The following is a 17,579-nucleotide window of genomic DNA, read 5'->3' on the forward strand; positions in this document are numbered from 1 at the left end:
CCCCTTCCCCTCACTTGGAGTTACCCCTCATGCAATCAGTAAAACAATTGCCCAGATGGTTAACTTTGGGCTTGGCGTTTCCTTTAGCCACTCTGAATGGTTGGTTGCTGCTTCAGGTGGTGCAGTATTTTCAACCTTTGGTGAATGTTATTGCGGCGGCTGTGCTGTTGGCTTTTGTTTTAGACTACCCAATTCAGTTTTTCCAAGAAAGGGGAGTGAAACGCAACCTGGCTATTGGGGGGGTATTGCTGTTAGCTGTAGTGATTTTATTGGGTTTAGGTCTAACTTTAGTGCCGTTAATTATACAACAGATTAACGAGCTGGTGAATATTCTGCCTTATTGGATTGATTCTGGGGGTCAACAGCTTGATGCTTTCCAAAAATGGGCGGCTACCCAACAGTTACCTGTAAATTTGAGTGGGTTGGTCACGCAAATTTTAGAAAGGGTGTCTAACCAGTTGCAGTCTGTGACGGGGAAAATCTTGAGTTTTGCCTTTGATACTATCGGTGTGGTGGTGAATGTGCTGCTGACTGTGGTGTTAACTATCTATATGGTATTAAATGGCGATCGCTTATGGGATGGTCTTTACCAATGGTTTCCCACGCATATAGGTTCTAAGGTACGACAAATACTGCGCGAGGACTTTCACAATTATTTCATCGGACAAGCCACCTTGGGGGCTGTACTAGGATTGACCATTACATTGGCTTTTGTATCGTTGCGTGTGCCTTTGGCTTTACTTTTTGGTTTAGGAATTGGCTTATTTTCTTTGTTTCCCTTTGGTACAGGGATCGGTATTGCTATAGTTAGTTTGTTGGTAGCATTACAAAACTTTTGGTTAGGTGTAGAAGTTTTAGGTGTAGCTGTTGCCATTGACCAAGTAAATTCTAACTTTGTAGCCCCACGCATTTTAGGAAATTTAACAGGTTTAAACCCCGTTTGGGTAGTAATTTCTTTGCTGTTAGGTGCAAAATTGGGAGGAGTTTTAGGTTTATTAATTGCTATTCCCACCGCTAGTTTTATTAAGGACATAGCTGATAGCTGGCGGTCTGGAGAATTGAACGAGATAAATAATTTAGATTTAGAACCAACAAAGGTAGAAATTGATATTGATAGTTCTTCGATAGAAATATTAGCAAAAAAAGAATGAAGTATACAAATTGTACTTCATTATTCATGTAGAGACGTTGCCTGCAACGTCTCTACACTTATTACTCCAGTAGGGTGGGCATTGCCCACCACCTGCTTTCATTGGAAGGTGCAAGATGAAGATGTCAGTTCAAATTGCTATTAATTACCATTAACCTGAAGATAACTCTATCTTTACGTTTAGGCATAACAAGCTGTGCTAGATACTGAACTTGTAAAAATTTTGCTTCAGCTTGCTATTAATTAATATGAAAACCAATCAGCAATTAAAGCTAAATCGCCGCCAGTTTTTGCTACGTTCAGCGATGACAGCAGGCGGAATTGTCACGACAAATTTAGTAGCAAAGTCACAAGTTTTTGCCCAAGGGCCGGCAATTATTACCTCCGATAAAATGCGCCCTACTATACCTTATGGTGTGGCTACTGGAGATATTACGTATGATAGGGTGGTCATTTGGAGCCGGAGCGATCGCCCCGCCAGAATGATTGTAGAATGTTCTACTAGCGAGAATTTTCGCAATGTACAACGCATTATCGGGCCTGTTGCCTTAGAAAATAGCGACTATACAGCCAGACTAAATCTCAGGAACCTACCCCCCAACCAACAAATATTTTACCGCGTACTTTTCCAAGATTTAGATAATAGAAATATCTACAGCGCCCCAGTTAACGGAACTTTCCGCACTCCCCCCATATTCGGACGAGATATATTATTTGTATGGGGTGGTGACACAGCCGGACAAGGATGGGGAATTAATCCTGACTTTGGGGGGATGAAAATTTATGAAACCATGCGTCAACTTAATCCCGACTTTTTCATCCATTCTGGCGATAATATTTACGCTGATAACCCAATTCCAGCAGAAGTCACATTAGAAGACGGCACAATTTGGCGTAACATCACAACAGAAGAAAAATCAAAAGTCGCAGAAACAATCAAAGAATTTCGTGGTAATTATATCTACAATTTGTTAGATGAAAATGTCAGGCGTTTTTACGCTGAAGTTCCTCTATTGGCACAGTGGGACGACCACGAAGTTACAAATAACTGGTATCCTGGTGAAATTCTCAACGACACGCGCTATCAAGTTACCGATGTTAACTTACTAGCCCAAAGAGGAAGACAAGCCTTTTTGGAATATATGCCCATAGCATATACAACTAATAATACAGACAGAGCGAGAATTTATCGCTCCTTTAACTACGGCCCCTCACTAGACATTTTCATGCTAGATGAACGCACCTACCGAGGGCCAAATAGTCCCAACCGCCAGTCAGTACCGAGCAAAGATACACAAATGTTAGGTGTAACACAGGTACAATGGTTGAAAAGACAATTGCTGGCATCAAAAGCCACATGGAAAGTTATCGCTAGTGATATGCCCTTGGGGCTGATAGTCCGAGATGGTAGCACTGACTTTGAAGCTTGGGCTAACGGAGACGGCCCAGCTTTAGGTAGAGAATTAGAACTTGCAGATTTATTGCGATTTATTAAAAATAGAAACATCAAAAACGTTGTGTGGTTAACTGCTGATGTGCATTATGCAGCCGCCCACTATTACGATCCCAACAAAGCCCAGTTTCAAGACTTCAAACCCTTCTGGGAATTTGTCGCCGGGCCTCTCAACGCTGGTACATTCGGGCCAGGTCAATTAGAAAACACTTTCGGGCCACAATTGATATTCCAAAGCCTTCCCCCAGGTACAAGGGCAAATCGACCCCCCAGTGCTGGGTTACAATTCTTTGGTGCAGTCAAGATTGATGCTAACACCAAAGTGATGACTGTATCATTGCGAAACTTAGTAGGAGATATACTTTACAGTGTAGATTTGCCACCAGAAGCATAAATTAGTTCGTAGTAAGGACTTTAGTCCTAAATGTTCTCAGCACTAAAGTGCTTACTACAAACTCTGACATTATTGTTACTCACCTTGTATTGCTCTGACTTTGCACGGGATCTAAAAGACCCCTCTCCAAACCTCTCCCCTACAAGGAGAGAGGCTTTAATTGCTCCCCCTTCCCTACAAGGGAAGGGGGCTGGGGGGTTAGGTCTGTCCTTAACTTTTCCACATGACGTGAAAAGTCAGGTGTTGCTGGGTACTCTAACCAGGTACATTTATCTCAACAACACCAGCAATGCAACTGAGTACAGAAATACAGAAATTTTGGATAGCCCTAGCTAACTATCTAGTGTTGGGTTTGATGTTGTTTTTATACCTCCTGGCGGGTAATGGTTGGAAATTGACCAATCTCTTGAGTTTGCCAGACTTGATGGGTTTGACAATTGTTGTAGCTTTGGTGTTATTTCCTTTGCTGTGGTTTTTAGGAAATATCAAAACTCAAATGCTGCAAGCACTACCAAATGAAACTGCCTTTAAAGCAGCAGTTATTACAGAGTATCCCCAACTAGATTTATTTTGGTTAAAAGAGGAAACCAAAGATTTAGAAGCTATTGGTTTTGTGCAGTTGATGGACTATAAAGTTGAACCAAGTAATGGCTTTGCGCGGACTTTTGCCCATCCCCAGCATCATTGTTTTGCAGAAATTGGGCAACTCTTTACAGATGCGAAAGACCAGCCGGAAAAATACTCTTATATGTACAGTTCATTAACTCAAGATTGGGATTTAACTACAATTAATAGACAAGTTCATCGTTTAGATGCAACCGCTTACATTGGGCAACATCCTAAAGCAGTAAGAAAATATCATCCTGAAGTTTATCTTGATGAACTTTTAGAACAGCATTTGAGTTTGAGAAAACAAATGGTGAATGATTTAGGTATCAATGTAGTAAGAGATATTTCCTGGTCAGGATATAGAAATTTGGGACAACAAGCAACAATTTCTCGTAAAACAACAATGCGCCGCAAAAAGTTGTTATTGGCAATGTTAGAGGCGACGCTGTTTGAAATGAAGCCTAAATCTGAATGGTTGGGGGATTATGGAAAAGTCGCAGTAACAAGACGGGTAACAAGGTAAGGATGCTGGCGGGAATTAAGGTAAGCGCTAAAATTAGCAATTCCCGTAGTAAACTTAGAGATGATGAGCCAAATAGGATAAGTAAATGGAAGGTAAAAGATTCATCCATAAAATTAGGTTAAAAAAATTCCTTTCTTATGGAAGAGAAAGCGAAGATATTGAATTACAGCCACTAAATGTATTAATAGGCGCAAATACATCTGGTAAGTCTAATTTAATTGAAGCCATCGGCATTTTAAAAGCGACACCTACAGATTTACTTGTTCCATTTCGTCAAGGTGGCGGCGTGAATGAGTTTGTTTGGAAAGGTAGTGATAAAATTCCAATAGCTGAAATAGATGTCATTTTAGACTACCCACAAAAACCTCAGAATTTACATTATCAATTAAGCTGGACGGTGACAGGACAAAAACTAGAGCTAGTTGACGAATTTGTAGAGGATGAAGAAAAACATCTAAGTGAAGATAGTGTTTATTTTTACTACCGTTATCACGGTGGTCGTCCTGTATTAAATAAACTTAATAAAAGAGGAGAAAGAGTAAAAGCTTATATTGATATAGATGGTTTGAGTTTGGAACAATCTATTTTATCTCAAATTAAAGATCCTTATGTGTATCCAGAACTATCTTACATAAGTAAAAATTTCTCAAATATCGGTTTATATCGCCATTGGCAAATGGGCAGATACTCAGAACCAAGAAATGCTCAGAAAACTGATTTACCTGAACATCCTTTACTAGAAGATGGAAGTAATTTAGGATTATTCTTAAATAATTTACAACACACAATAGGTAATGGAAAAGTTATTAAAAAATTGAAAATATTTTATGAAGCAGCAGAAGAACTCAGTGTAAGGATATATGGTGGTACAGTACAGATATATATTCGTGAAGAAGGTTTGATTCAACCAATTCCTGCCACTCGTTTATCTGATGGGACACTCCGTTATTTATTTTTAATGGCTTTGCTGCTTGATCCCACTCCACCGCCACTAATTTGTCTTGAAGAACCGGAAATTGGGTTACATCCAGATATTTTACCAACTATTGCAGAAATGCTGGTTGAAGCATCTCAAAGAACACAATTAATTGTCACAACTCATTCTGATGCTTTGGTTGCGGCTTTAAGTGAGTATCCAGAATCAATACTAGTATGCGAACGAGATGAAGACGGTTCTCATCTGCGTCGTCTTGAACCAGAAAAACTGAAGAATTGGCTAGAAAATCATAATCTCGGCGATTTGTGGCGGATGGGTGAAATTGGGGGAAATCGATGGTAAAGGAGGTGCGAATTTATGTCGAAGGTGGTGGGGATGGTAAAAACCAAAAAGGACTACTTAAGCAAGGTTTTAATCAGTTTTTAAAATCATTGGAGGAACTAGCCAAAAGCAAAAAGATTAAATGGGATGTTATTATGTGTGGTTCTCGTAATAATGCGTTCCGAGCTTTTAAAGATGCTTTAAAATCCCATCCAGAAGCTTTTAATGTATTGCTGGTTGATGCAGAAGGGCCTGTAAACGTAGATTCGCCTTGGCAGCATTTAAAATTAAGAGATAATTGGGATAAGCCGTCAGGGGTTGATGACAGTCAGTGTCATTTGATGGTTCAAGCTATGGAGGCTTGGTTTATTGCCGATGTGGAAACATTGAAAAAGTTTTATGAGCAAGGTTTTAAAGAAAATGCTATCTCCAAAAACTCTAATGTGGAGGCTGTTGAGAAAGACAGGCTGGAACCTAGTTTAAAGGCTGCTACTGCTAAAACGACCAAGGGAGAGTATCAGAAAATTCAACACGCTTATAAGCTGCTGAAATTGCTGGATGTCAGCAGAGTCCGCCAAGCTTCCCCATATTGCGATCGCCTATTCACCACCTTAGAAGCGAAAATGAAACCATAAAAAAATTTTGCGCGATCGCCCCCCAAATTAATACATCACGTTATCATCAAGTATTGTGGCTATTCCTGTGCGTAACTCCTAGCATCTATCTATGACCGCTTCTGACATCCAGCCAACGGAACCCAATACTCCCCCAACGCCTCACGCTGACACTCGACTAGTAGACCGGACTAAGCTGAGTAAGATGTACCAGCACTATGTCGAGGTGAAGGATAAACACCCTCATGCGCTGTTGCTGTATCGTGTGGGTGATTTCTTTGAAACGTTTTTTCAAGATGCGGTAACAGTAGCGAGAGAATTAGAACTCGTCCTGACTAGCAAACACGGCGGCGAAGTGGGACGGGTAGCGATGACTGGTGTCCCTCACCATGCTTGGGAACGCTACACTACCCAACTGGTGGAAAAAGGCTATGCTGTGGTAATTTGCGACCAAGTAGAAGATGCTTCGGAGGCGGTGGGTTTGGTGCGCCGGGAAGTGACGCGCATCCTCACTCCTGGCACTTTGTTGGAAGAAGGGATGTTGAAATCTAGTCGCAATAATTACTTGGCGGCTGTGGTAATTGCGGTGAACCATTGGGGACTAGCTTATGCAGATATCTCCACGGGGGAATTTCTCACGACTCAAGATAGTGATTTAGAAAGGTTGACTCAGGAGTTGATGCGGTTACAGCCTTCCGAGGTTCTGGTTCCTACCAACGCACCCGATTTAGGTAGTTTACTACGTCCGGGGGAAACTTCGCCAAGCTTACCCGAATGTTTACCACCATCATTTTGTTATAGCCTGCGATCGCAACTCCCCTTCTCCCAAGCCGAAGCCAGAAGTACATTATTGCAGAAATTCAAGGTGCGATCGCTCGAAGGTTTGGGTTGTGACCATCTCCCCTTGGCTGTCCGCGCGGCTGGTGGGTTATTGGAATATGTGGAAGATACGCAAAAAGCCGGACAAGTATCCTTACAAAGACTCCGCACCTATACCATCACCGACTACCTCATAGTTGACAACCAAACTCGGCGTAACTTAGAAATTACCCAAACAGTCCGGGATGGCACTTTTCACGGTTCCTTACTCTGGGCTTTAGATAACACTAGCACGGCTATGGGCAGTCGCGCTTTACGGCGATGGCTGTTACAACCGCTACTCGATACCAAGGGGATTCGCTCACGCCAAGACACTATCCAAGAATTGGTGCAGAATACACCCCTACGGCAAGATTTGCGCCATTTATTACGGCAAATTTACGATTTGGAAAGGTTGACAGGTCGTGCTAGTTCGGGAACTGCCAACGCCAGGGATTTAGTCGCCCTAGCTGACTCTCTCTCCCGCTTACCAGAATTAGCTAACCTAGTTGCTGAAGCTAATTCACCCTTCCTTAAAGCTTTGCAAAAAGTACCGCCGATTTTGGAAGAGTTAGCGCAAAAGATACACGCGCACTTAGTAGAATCACCACCATTGCATATCAAAGAAGGCGGCTTAATTCGTCCTGGGGTGAATCCTTTATTGGATGAGAGAAAGGCGACGGTGGAAGCAGACCACCAATGGATTGCTAATCTAGAAGTAGATGAAAGGGCGAGAACGGGAATACCTTTACTTAAGGTAGGATTTAACGAAACCTTTGGTTACTACATTAGTATTTCCCGCGCCAAAGCTGACCAAGTACCCCCTAATTACATCCGTAAACAAACCCTGAAGAATGAAGAACGTTACATCACCCCAGAACTGAAGGAACGGGAAGCCAGGATTCTCACGGCGCGGGATGATTTACATAAGTTGGAATATGAGATTTTTGTCACGTTACGGGAGGAAGTGGGAGAACAGGCGGAAGCCATTCGTAACCTGTCCCGCGCTGTCGCCGCCGCAGATGTGTTGTGCGGTTTAGCTGAGTTGGCGGTACATCAAGGTTACTGTCGTCCAGAAATGGTGAATGGACGAGAGTTGAAAATCGTTGATGGTCGCCATCCTGTGGTGGAACAATCTTTACCTGCGGGTTTCTTTGTCCCTAATTCTACGGAGTTGGGGAATAGTGAAGAAACTGCTTCACTTCCAGACTTAGTTATTCTGACTGGGCCTAACGCCAGTGGTAAAAGTTGTTACCTGCGTCAAGTGGGATTAATTCAATTAATGGCGCAAATTGGCAGTTTTGTGCCGGCTAAGTCTGCGCGGTTGGGAGTGTGCGATCGCATTTTCACCCGCGTCGGTGCTGTGGATGATTTAGCCACGGGTCAATCTACATTTATGGTAGAGATGAATGAGACAGCCAATATTCTCAATCATGCCACATCTAGATCCCTAGTTTTGTTAGATGAAATTGGTCGAGGGACTGCAACTTTTGATGGTCTTTCCATAGCTTGGGCGGTTGCAGAATATCTGGCTATGGAGATTCGTTCCCGCACAATTTTTGCTACTCATTACCATGAGTTAAATGAACTGGCGGGAATGTTACCTAATGTGGCTAATTATCAGGTGACAGTGAAGGAATTACCAGACCAAATCATCTTTCTCCACCAAGTTCAACCGGGAGGCGCTGATAAATCTTATGGTATTGAGGCGGGAAGGTTAGCGGGTTTACCAGCAGTGGTAATTCAACGGGCGAAACAAGTTATGGGTCAAATTGAGAAACATAGTAAGATTGCGATCGGGTTGCAGAATTTGGATTGATTTGGTAGGGGTGTAATACCGTTTGCTAACCCCCAAAAGCGTTTTCTAGGGTGAATAAACTTGCCCCTGGCGGTTATCATCACAGCAGGGTGGTTTCATACAATCAGAGAAAAAATATCAATCTGTTTCAAAGCCTCTCCCCCCGTGGGGGAGAGGTTTGGAGAGGGGTCAAAATCTCTGCTACAAAACAAGAAATCAGAACTTATAAATTTTTCTTTCTTCGTATGAAACCATCCTGCTGGCGGTTATCGTCAGGGGCTATACCCCTTTCGCGTTGCACTTAAAACTTACGCCAAAGGTTAATTTCTAGTAAACAACCGATCTAAGAAATCAACCCTCACCGCTAGATTAATAATCCCCCGATTTGTGCGTGTATCTATAATTTCCGCATTATTCAACGCCACAATATAATGTTCACCACCAATCAAATCAATCAGCGCACCACCGGAAGAACCTCCAGTAGTGTCGCAATTATGGTACAGTACGCCTTCCTTCTCCTGAACAATACCACATCCAGCTTGATATGAAGCAGTCCAACCACGACCAGCAGACAAGAACTCATAGCCTTTTTTGCTAGTATCAGGGAAGTCACCAGAATAACCAACAAAGAAGAGTTTATCCCGATTTTTCAAGAAACTGGCAGTAGAGAGAGATTGCCAACCTAAATAACCATACTTACGACCCAAAGGTTTATCAATTATCATCACCGCCCAATCGTTTAATTGATTAGTGAGTCCATCTCCTCTAAAATCTGTACCATAAATGACACGCTCAACTACAGCGATATCTCTTCTATTAGGAACAACGCCATTAATTAGATTAGGGAAAAACCGAATTTCTCGACTTAATTGATTGGTTCTAGGGTCAATCACACAGTGAGCATTTGTTAAAACTAGATTTTCACTTATTAAAGTACCTGTGCAATGATAGTTTCTAAAATCAGTAGTTGTTCCCTGCACTCGCCCAATTGTTGACCAAGGATATTCTCTACTAATCATAGGAATACGGTCATCCCAATCAAGTACAGCCCTGCTGTCTGGAGGATAAGGTTTTTCAGATTGTTGCAGATTAGCAGGTTTGAAGGGCTTACTATTAGCTAATACATTTAATTTATCTGCCTCTTCGAGTTTAATAAATTCTGGTGCTTTCGTTTCTTGTGCTTGGACAGATACCCAACCGCCTAAAGTTGTAAAACTCAAAATTCCCGTAAGAAAACAAGCAAGAAATACAGTCAAAGGTTGCTTATAGAAGGGCTTTTTAGTCATTTTTCTAACTCCTTAATCAAAAATTCATTGGTGTGCTATGAAACTTTTTAGGTTTTAGTAGGGTGGGTAGTGCATCGCCAAAATCCTGATCTGGTGGGCAGTGCATCGGCCTACATATATTTCAAAAATCAAATATGAGTCCTATATGAAATTTTTTTATGTCTTCCTCCAATTCAAAATTCGTCTTGGAAAGTTTAAAGTTAATAAAACCAGACTTAGCATAGGTTTGGGTGTTTGAATTTGTATCATATTTGTTGTGAAATGGTATTGCGAATTACAAATTACTTCCACTCGCCTTGAATAGTAAAAGCTGACCAAAAACGCGGATTTTGCCAATCTTGTTGTTGCCATAATTTCAATTGGGCTTCTCTGAGAGCGACGGCTGGGGTTTTGCCTTGTCGCAAAATTTGTGTGTACAATTCCTGCATTAATTCTGATGTGGCTTGATCATTGACTTTCCACAAAGACACAACCACACGGGCTGAACCTGCATACATTAGTCCCCTTGTCAATCCAATTAAACCTTCTCCTTGAACTTCTTTACCCAGACCGCTTTCGCAGGCACTCAGGACGATTAACTCGGCGGGGAGGTCGAGGTTAAAAATATCGTTGAGGCGTAAGAAACCTTTTTGCGGTTTGCCTTGTTTATCTACTAGGGATGTGACAAGACCTGATAGTTCTGGGTTGGTGTCATCGAAAATGCCGTGGGTGGCGAATAGCAGTAGGCGATATTGACTTAATTGTTTACTGGTGGCGAAGTTGTAGTTAGCCTCAAAGTCAAAGGCTTGCAGACTTTGTTGAGGTGACACCATTTTCAGCACTGCTTGAGCCTCATTGCGTGTACCGGGGAGTCGGTTTAATTGACCACGATGAAGATTGCTCAACGACCTTTGCAGGGCTGAACGTTCTAGTTCCAGGTCAAGGGAAGCGGAAGTTTGCGGTGCTTTACCAGTGACACGTTGATCATTAGCACTAAATACGGGGTCAGCGAGAACTGCGAGGGTTTTGGGTGCGGGTTTACGTCCTTTGAGTTGCTGTCTTTGGGTGGCGAGGCTGGTGATGGAGGGGAGAGTGATAATTTCATGATTCACCAGTAAGGGTTGGTAATTGACCCCTCCCCCAACCCCTCCCCGAAGCGGAGAGGGGAGTTTGTTGTTCTCTTGCTCCCCCTTCCCTTGCAGGGAAGGGGGTTGGGGGGTTAGGTCAGATAACACCGCAAAAGGAATTTTATGTAAAATCCCATCAGCCACCACCACTATGCGTTTTTTCCCCAACTTTCCAGCCACGGGTGCAAGGATAATTTGACTCAGTTCTTTTGCTGCTTTGGTTGTATCAGCATAAGATTCGGCTTTTTCTTCTGGGGTTGCACCAGCAATGAGTGGACTTGTTAATTGTTGGTGTAAATTTCTCGCCGCTTTTTCTATCTGTTCATTTCCAGGGAGTTCGTAGGTATCGAGTGAGTTGGGAGTGACTAACCATAGATAGCTGCGTTTTTTATCCAAGGAATATTGCAACAACAGGGTGTCTTGATCTAATTGTTGTTGAATTTGGGGTAAGACGAGAGGTTGGGGATATTTCAGCGCCGCATATTCAGGGTTAGAGGTGCGGATTTTGTTTTTTAAATCTTGCTGTTGTTTGAGTAAGCTTTCGATTTGTTGTTTGGTGGTTGTTATCCGTTGGGTTGATGGTTGTTTTTGACTGAATAGTTGTGATAGTTGTTTTTCTCTGGCATCAAGTAACAGGTTTAAACGGCGTTCTTCTGCTAGGAGTTTGGGGTCAACATTGTTACGGATATTTACGTTTGCTTCTGTTAACAGTTCTACCAAACCCCTAGTGCGGGAACGTTCGTTGATGTGTAGTGCTAATGCGTCGTAGCCCTGGGAGGGGTCTTTTTTGTGCAGTTGCATCAGCAGGTCGGTGTAGAATTTATAGTAATCTTGGACTGTGGCAAAGTAGGAAGTACGCAGTTGTTGGTCAATAATTTTGGTGCGTAAATCTTCAATGATGTCGATGGCGGTTTGAATGTGTGTGCGGGCTTGTTCCAGGTTGCCTCTATTGCGTTCTAAGTCAGCCAAATTGTAAAGGGTAGTGGCTTCCCCTGCCCTGTCCCCCACTGCCCGGTATAGGGGTAGGGCTTGGTTGTAGTATTTGAGTGCCTCTTGCTTTTCTCCTAATAAGTCGTAGACAACGCCAATATTGTTGAGGCTATTGGCTTCCCCTGCCCTGTTCCCCACTGCCCGGATTAGGGGTAGGGCTTGGTTATAGTATTTGAGGGCTTCTTGGTTTTCTCCTAATGAGGAGTAGACACGGCCAATATTGTTGAGGGTAGCGGCTTCCCCTGCCTTGTCCTCCACTGCCAGTCTTAGGGGTAGGGCTTGGTTGTAGTATTTGAGTGCCTCTTGCTTTTCTCCTAATGAGAAGTAGACAAAGCCAATATTGTTGAGGGTAGTGGCTTCCCCTACCCTGTCCCCCACTGCCCGGAATAGGGGTAGGGCTTGGTTGTAGTATTTGAGTGCCTCTTGGTTTTCTCCTAATGAGTCGTAGACAAAGCCAATATTGTTGAGGCTATTGGCTTCTCCTCGCCTGTCCCCCACTGCCCGGAATAGGGGTAGGGCTTGGTTGTAGTATTTGAGGGCTTCTTGCTTTTCTCCTAATGAGTCGTAGACAGCGCCAATATTGTTGAGGGTATTGGCTTCCCCTCGCCTCTCCGCCACTGCCCGCAATAGGGGTAGGGCTTGGTTGTAGTATTTGAGTGCCTCTTGCTTTTCTCCTAATGAGTCGTAGACACTGCCAATATTGTTGAGGGTATTGGCTTCCCCTCGCCTCTCCGCCACTGCCCGCAATAGGGGTAGGGCTTGGTTGTAGTATTTGAGAGCCTCTTGGTTTTCTCCTAATGAGAAGTAGACACTGCCAATATTGTTGAGGGTAATGGCTTCTCCTCCCCTCTCCGCCACTGCCCGGTATAGGGGCAGGGCTTGGTTGTAGTATTTGAGTGCCTCTTGCTTTTCTCCTAAATCAGAGTAGACAGCGCCAATACCAAGAAGGGTAACTGCTTGCCAAGCTTTATCATCTACTTGCTGCCAAAGTTTTAAAGCTTCCAACAATTTCTCTGTTGCTTGTCGCAGTGATTCTGCTGTGCCTTGTTGAAACAGTTCTGACCCCTCTTGTCTCAGTTTTTCCGCAGCAGCACGAGTTGCATCTTGTTGTGTGTTTTCTGGTTGCTGTGCTATATGCAACCTTTGATTTCTCTGTGTTGCTCCCACTGACTCCGACAGCAAAACGACACTCAGCAAGAAAATTAAACCGTGGCGAGTGGTTTTTGCTAACCAGTGCCAGCAAGGCAATTGAGATTTTACACTCCTCTCCATTATTTAGCCCCACAACTTCAATCAGTGATTATTTACAGCCCTATCCTGTTGGCAGCAATTCCGCCTATTAATAAATTATTTAATTGTCGCCAGTAATATTGCTGAAACTTTATGTTGATTTTATAGGTGCTATCAGCGAAGTCATCTTTGGTTGCGGTTTTTGTAACAAGCTTTCGAGTGATTGTTACCAATGCCTCATCACAGTTAGGATTTAAGCATAAAAACGAAAAATCAAGGGTTTGGGCAAGGGTATAGGGGTATAAGGGTGTAGGGGTGTAGGTGTTCAAAACCCTAACTAAATATCTAAATTCATCGGCGTTTATCGGCGTTTATCGGCGGTTAATTATTCTTATCTGAACAGTATTGAGGTATAAAGATGTCAAAATGTTAAGTGTAAACCTTGATCACAAACGCACTTATGCCTAAAGCCATCTGGAATGGAGCCGTACTAGCCGAAAGCGATAAAACTGTAGTCGTGGAAGGCAACCATTATTTTCCCCCTGATGCCATTAACAAGCAATACTTTCAGAAGAGCGAAACTCACACCACTTGTCCTTGGAAAGGTGTGGCTAGTTACTACAGCATCGAAGTTGATGGACAAGTTAACAAGGACGCTGCTTGGTACTACCCCACCGCCAAAGAAAAGGCTAAGAATATCGAAGGTTACATTGCCTTTTGGAAGGGTGTAAAAGTGGAAAACAACTAAAGTTAACTGAACCAATAATTCAGTATTGTAGAGACGCGATTAATCGCGTCTCTTTATATATGATGGGTAAATCTTTTCATCTACCATAGCATTTTCCTACAATCAGGAAATAATTGCATGATTTTAAATAAGCTTTAATTTTATTATTCTTAGTAAATTGCGAATTAGCTAAATTTTATTGCCTTTATACCAGAAACCACTGGCAGAATTGGCATAAGCTATACTTACCAAATATTTGAATTATTTGTTGATGTATATTTGGTTTCTAAAAACTTGGATTTAGCCTGATGTTTATTTCCACAAACAGTTAAATAAGCAGTTGTGATTATTTTGGCGATCGCTACACTGGCAACATATATAAAAATCCTGCAATAGAGAACATTTGGCTTCACCTACCAATATATATAGGTAATGCAAATAACTTAATTTTGATTAAGCTTATTTTGAAAATGTGTTTTCAATAACTTAGTTATTTTTTAAATAAATAGCTGAATCGCATTATTTTTTACTATTGTTGATTTTCCATAATTATGAAAAAATAAACCTTGATATATCAATAAGGATATGATGAAAAACTCACTTCAGCAGTTGACAGTAATAATCTTCTGCTCTTAAGCTCTATATGCTTATTGTCTACCAGCATTACAATAACTAGTTAAATTACTTATATAAGTGTAATTCTCCATGAAATCGCTCAAATATATATCCACAGTTTGATTTTTTTCAAGAGACTTTGCCAAAATCTTACCGACATTAGAGGAATTGTATAGTGGCTAACATAAGTTTACAGCAAGGACAATTTGTTACTAATTCTTTACCCAAGACAGCAAAATTTCGCCATATTACCAAAATTTTGCTGCGCCGACGTTTTATAGTCTTCGGTGTTTCTTGTATAGTGATGTCAGCTACTAGCTTAGTAGCTATGACCCATAGACCTACTTACAAGAGCCATATGCAGATATTAATAACCCCTAATATATCTGAAGGAGTAAGTAGAAGCAATAGTACAGATGCCCAATTAATTATTGAGGAATATTCTGTACAAAAGAATTTAATGCAAAGTTCCAAACTAATCGATAAGGCAGTAAAATTATTACATTTTGATTATCCAAATATCACCACGGAAGATATCAAAGGCAAAACTGAAAATAGCGAAGACTCACCCCTACAAGTAAAACAGTTAGAAATTAAGCAAGGAAATAATTCAGTTCCTACCCCAGTATGGGAAATATCCTTTAAAGATAACGACCCAGTTAAAACTCAAAAGGTACTTTTAGCCTTACAAAAAGTCTATCAAGATTACAATATAGAGCGACGACAAGAACAATTAAATCAAGGACTCGCATTTATTAATACGCGGTTGCCAGTTATCAAACAACAGGTAAGGCAAGCAGAAAATAAATTAGAACAATTTCGCAAAAAGCACAATTTATTAGACCCAGAGTTACAAAGTCAATTCTTGATCAAATCTCTAGCTGACACTCAAAAGCAGTTACAAACAACTCGCGCACAATTGCCAGATATCCGCTCTCATTATCAAAATTTAGAGAAAAAGATAGCGGCGGCTAGTGAGGAAGCAATTATATCGATGCGTCTGGCTCAATCAAATCGCTACAAAACGTTGACGAGTGAGTTACAAAAAACTGAGCAGACTTTAGCAAAAGAGCAACTACGCTACACAGATGACTCTCCTGTAATTCAAAATCTCCAGCAGCAACGCCAGAGTCAATTAAAGTTAGTACAGCAAGAATTAAAACGGTTAACGGCAGAAATTAAAACAAAAACAATCCAAATACAAGGGCAGTTAGTTGGCGTTGATCCAAGTTTAGTAGAAGAATTTGTGCAGGTGAAAACAACTGTGACTCAGTTAACTGCTAATGAAAAAAGGCTAGCAGAATCAGAACAGCAAATTCGCTCCCAATTGAGTAAATTTCCCAGTTTGATAGCAGAATATCAGCGTTTATTACCAGAGGTGGAAACCCAGCGTAAAACACTTGAGCAAATGCTGCAAGCACAACAGTCTATGGGAATGAAAATTGCTCATGGAGGTTTTGATTGGCAATTGTTAGAAGAACCAACTCTAGGAACTTATGTTGGTAATGATATATTCTGGTTGATAGTTGCAGGTATGATTACTGGGCCGGTTTTGGGTGTTGTTTTGGCGCTACTGTGGGGAATGCGTCATAGAATTATTCATTCTGCACAGAATTTGCAGAGAGTAAGTAATCTGAAACTACTAGGCGCAGTGCCGAAATTAGCACCCCGGATGATGGAAAAACGCCTTCCCAGCTTATCTTGGGTTGGGGGACGCAACTTAACTCCAGTTGTAGAAGTTGGTAATGTTTGGCTACCTTGCCATGAAACGTTAGATATTGTTTATCAAAACACGCAAATATTGAAGTCTGCTTTTCCTTTCAAGTCGCTGATGATGACTTCCGCCATACCAGGGGAAGGACGGACAACTTTAGCGCTGGGGTTAGCGGCTAGTGCGGCGCATATGCACAAACGGGTGCTACTAATTGATGCTAACTTGCGATCGCCTAAACTCCACAAAGTTCTGCAACTATCCAATGACTGGGGGTTATCTCTCCTACTCCTCGATGAAACAAACACCGAAATTCACGATTATATCCAGCCAATTCACCCAGCTATTGATATCTTAACTGCGGGGCCGATACCAGAGGATGCAGTAGAATTGCTCAGTTCTCAGCGATTGAAAGATTTAATCGAGTTATTTGAGCAAACCTACGACTTAGTATTAATAGATGCTCCCCCAATTTTAGGCACAGTTGATAGTAGAATTATCGCCTCTTACTGCAATGGAATTATTATGGTAGGACGTATTGGTTGGGTAACACAAACCGAACTAACTCAAGCTGTAGATATTTTAAACAGCTTAAATTTAGTTGGCATTATTGCTAACGAAGTCGGTAGTTATAGCAGGTGACAGGTGACAGGGGACGGGTGACAGTCAATAGTCAATAGTTAATAGTTAATAGTCAATAGTCAATAGTCAATAGTCAACAGTCAACAGTCAACAGTCAATAGTCAATAGTCAATAGTCAACAACTTAATTATTATTTGATGTAACTTGGCGGAGAAAATCAATATTTAATTCTAACTTTTCTCCTAACCATAAAGCAAAGCTTGTATGGTCGCTGACATCATCACCTGTTAAGGGATGAATGAGAATATCTAAGCCTTCATGGTTCAGCATTAACCAGGGAACAACTTGAGCAAATTCTGCTGCTGAAAATGCAACTTGGTACATTGATTTGGGATGAGGGCCGATAGGTTTTTCATGCACTCGCCCAAGTTGTACATTAAACTTATTCCCCAATTGTTCACGGATACCCATAGCCGTGGCAAAACTGTCACTATCAAAGTAAACGTGAGCATGAAACCCGGTGATATTGAGAGATTCTGCTGTCATAACTAGAGACTCCCACTGTTGTAGAAGCAAACGACAAAGCCAACAAACCCAGTATTATTTACCCAACTGGAGTATAGCTGTTGTAATTCAGCTTATCCGATTTTTGGCTGTAGGCGATCGCTTGTTATG

General features: G+C 41.8%; 11 protein-coding genes. 8 read left to right on the forward strand and 3 right to left on the reverse strand.

The window, feature by feature from the left end; all coding sequences use genetic code 11:
- The first annotated feature begins 29 nt into the window (after nucleotides 1-29).
- The 6 genes from H6G83_RS03110 to mutS all read left to right on the forward strand — a co-directional run bounded on the left by H6G83_RS03110 (nucleotide 30) and on the right by mutS (nucleotide 8,678).
- The gene (locus H6G83_RS03110; RefSeq protein WP_190466805.1) at nucleotides 30-1,151 is read left to right on the forward strand and encodes an AI-2E family transporter; all 1,122 of its coding nucleotides are present in this window, start codon (nucleotides 30-32) and stop codon (nucleotides 1,149-1,151) included.
- Between the two features lie 247 nt (nucleotides 1,152-1,398).
- On the forward strand, nucleotides 1,399-2,997 hold the full coding sequence (locus H6G83_RS03115) for an alkaline phosphatase D family protein (RefSeq protein ID WP_190466807.1): 1,599 nt from the start codon (nucleotides 1,399-1,401) through the stop codon (nucleotides 2,995-2,997).
- A 289-nt stretch (nucleotides 2,998-3,286) separates the two neighbouring features.
- The gene (locus H6G83_RS03120; RefSeq protein ID WP_190466810.1) at nucleotides 3,287-4,129 is read left to right on the forward strand and encodes a hypothetical protein; all 843 of its coding nucleotides are present in this window, start codon (nucleotides 3,287-3,289) and stop codon (nucleotides 4,127-4,129) included.
- An 85-nt stretch (nucleotides 4,130-4,214) separates the two neighbouring features.
- Nucleotides 4,215-5,408 (forward strand): AAA family ATPase, encoded by a 1,194-nt coding sequence (locus H6G83_RS03125; RefSeq protein WP_190466813.1) that lies wholly within the window; start codon nucleotides 4,215-4,217, stop codon nucleotides 5,406-5,408.
- Entirely contained in the window at nucleotides 5,402-6,022 is a 621-nt protein-coding gene (locus tag H6G83_RS03130; protein WP_190466815.1) for a DUF4276 family protein, read from the forward strand. Before H6G83_RS03125 ends, H6G83_RS03130 begins: the two co-directional genes overlap by 7 nt.
- Nucleotides 6,023-6,113: 91 nt before the next feature.
- Nucleotides 6,114-8,678, forward strand: a complete 2,565-nt coding sequence (gene mutS, locus H6G83_RS03135; protein WP_190466817.1) for a DNA mismatch repair protein MutS — start codon at nucleotides 6,114-6,116, stop codon at nucleotides 8,676-8,678.
- Nucleotides 8,679-8,977: 299 nt separating this feature from the next.
- Here mutS and H6G83_RS03140 read toward each other — a convergent pair whose 3' ends face one another.
- Together H6G83_RS03140 and H6G83_RS03145 are read right to left on the reverse strand one after the other, a co-directional pair.
- Entirely contained in the window at nucleotides 8,978-9,943 is a 966-nt protein-coding gene (locus tag H6G83_RS03140; RefSeq protein WP_190466820.1) for a trypsin-like serine peptidase, read from the reverse strand.
- Between the two features lie 281 nt (nucleotides 9,944-10,224).
- Nucleotides 10,225-13,311: a CHAT domain-containing tetratricopeptide repeat protein gene (locus tag H6G83_RS03145; RefSeq protein WP_190466824.1), complete on the reverse strand. Its 3,087-nt coding sequence runs from the start codon at nucleotides 13,309-13,311 to the stop codon at nucleotides 10,225-10,227.
- Between the two features lie 418 nt (nucleotides 13,312-13,729).
- Between H6G83_RS03145 and H6G83_RS03150 the strand changes: the two genes are divergently transcribed.
- Together H6G83_RS03150 and H6G83_RS03155 are read left to right on the forward strand one after the other, a co-directional pair.
- Nucleotides 13,730-14,017 (forward strand): DUF427 domain-containing protein, encoded by a 288-nt coding sequence (locus tag H6G83_RS03150; RefSeq protein ID WP_190466827.1) that lies wholly within the window; start codon nucleotides 13,730-13,732, stop codon nucleotides 14,015-14,017.
- Between the two features lie 769 nt (nucleotides 14,018-14,786).
- A complete protein-coding gene (locus tag H6G83_RS03155; protein ID WP_190466829.1) occupies nucleotides 14,787-16,964 on the forward strand; it encodes a GumC family protein in 2,178 nt (725 codons plus the stop codon).
- A gap of 123 nt (nucleotides 16,965-17,087) precedes the next feature.
- Here H6G83_RS03155 and H6G83_RS03160 read toward each other — a convergent pair whose 3' ends face one another.
- Nucleotides 17,088-17,450 (reverse strand): DOPA 4,5-dioxygenase family protein, encoded by a 363-nt coding sequence (locus H6G83_RS03160; protein WP_190466833.1) that lies wholly within the window; start codon nucleotides 17,448-17,450, stop codon nucleotides 17,088-17,090.
- Nucleotides 17,451-17,579 lie beyond the last annotated feature (129 nt).

Origin of the sequence: Anabaena azotica FACHB-119, assembly GCF_014697625.1 — a bacterium.
Classification (GTDB): Bacteria; Cyanobacteriota; Cyanobacteriia; order Cyanobacteriales; family Nostocaceae; genus Trichormus; species Trichormus azoticus_A.

What these genes read in the sequence shown, in the direction of transcription:
- H6G83_RS03150 (WP_190466827.1), top strand. Translation starts at nt 13,730, where the DNA reads ATGCCTAAAGCCATCTGGAATGGAGCCGTACTAGCCGAAAGCGATAAA.
- H6G83_RS03160 (WP_190466833.1), bottom strand. Translation starts at nt 17,450, where the DNA reads ATGACAGCAGAATCTCTCAATATCACCGGGTTTCATGCTCACGTTTAC.
- H6G83_RS03130 (WP_190466815.1), top strand. Translation starts at nt 5,402, where the DNA reads ATGGTAAAGGAGGTGCGAATTTATGTCGAAGGTGGTGGGGATGGTAAA.
- H6G83_RS03125 (WP_190466813.1), top strand. Translation starts at nt 4,215, where the DNA reads ATGGAAGGTAAAAGATTCATCCATAAAATTAGGTTAAAAAAATTCCTT.
- H6G83_RS03115 (WP_190466807.1), top strand. Translation starts at nt 1,399, where the DNA reads ATGAAAACCAATCAGCAATTAAAGCTAAATCGCCGCCAGTTTTTGCTA.
- H6G83_RS03140 (WP_190466820.1), bottom strand. Translation starts at nt 9,943, where the DNA reads ATGACTAAAAAGCCCTTCTATAAGCAACCTTTGACTGTATTTCTTGCT.
- mutS (WP_190466817.1), top strand. Translation starts at nt 6,114, where the DNA reads ATGACCGCTTCTGACATCCAGCCAACGGAACCCAATACTCCCCCAACG.
- H6G83_RS03110 (WP_190466805.1), top strand. Translation starts at nt 30, where the DNA reads ATGCAATCAGTAAAACAATTGCCCAGATGGTTAACTTTGGGCTTGGCG.
- H6G83_RS03120 (WP_190466810.1), top strand. Translation starts at nt 3,287, where the DNA reads ATGCAACTGAGTACAGAAATACAGAAATTTTGGATAGCCCTAGCTAAC.
- H6G83_RS03145 (WP_190466824.1), bottom strand. Translation starts at nt 13,311, where the DNA reads ATGGAGAGGAGTGTAAAATCTCAATTGCCTTGCTGGCACTGGTTAGCA.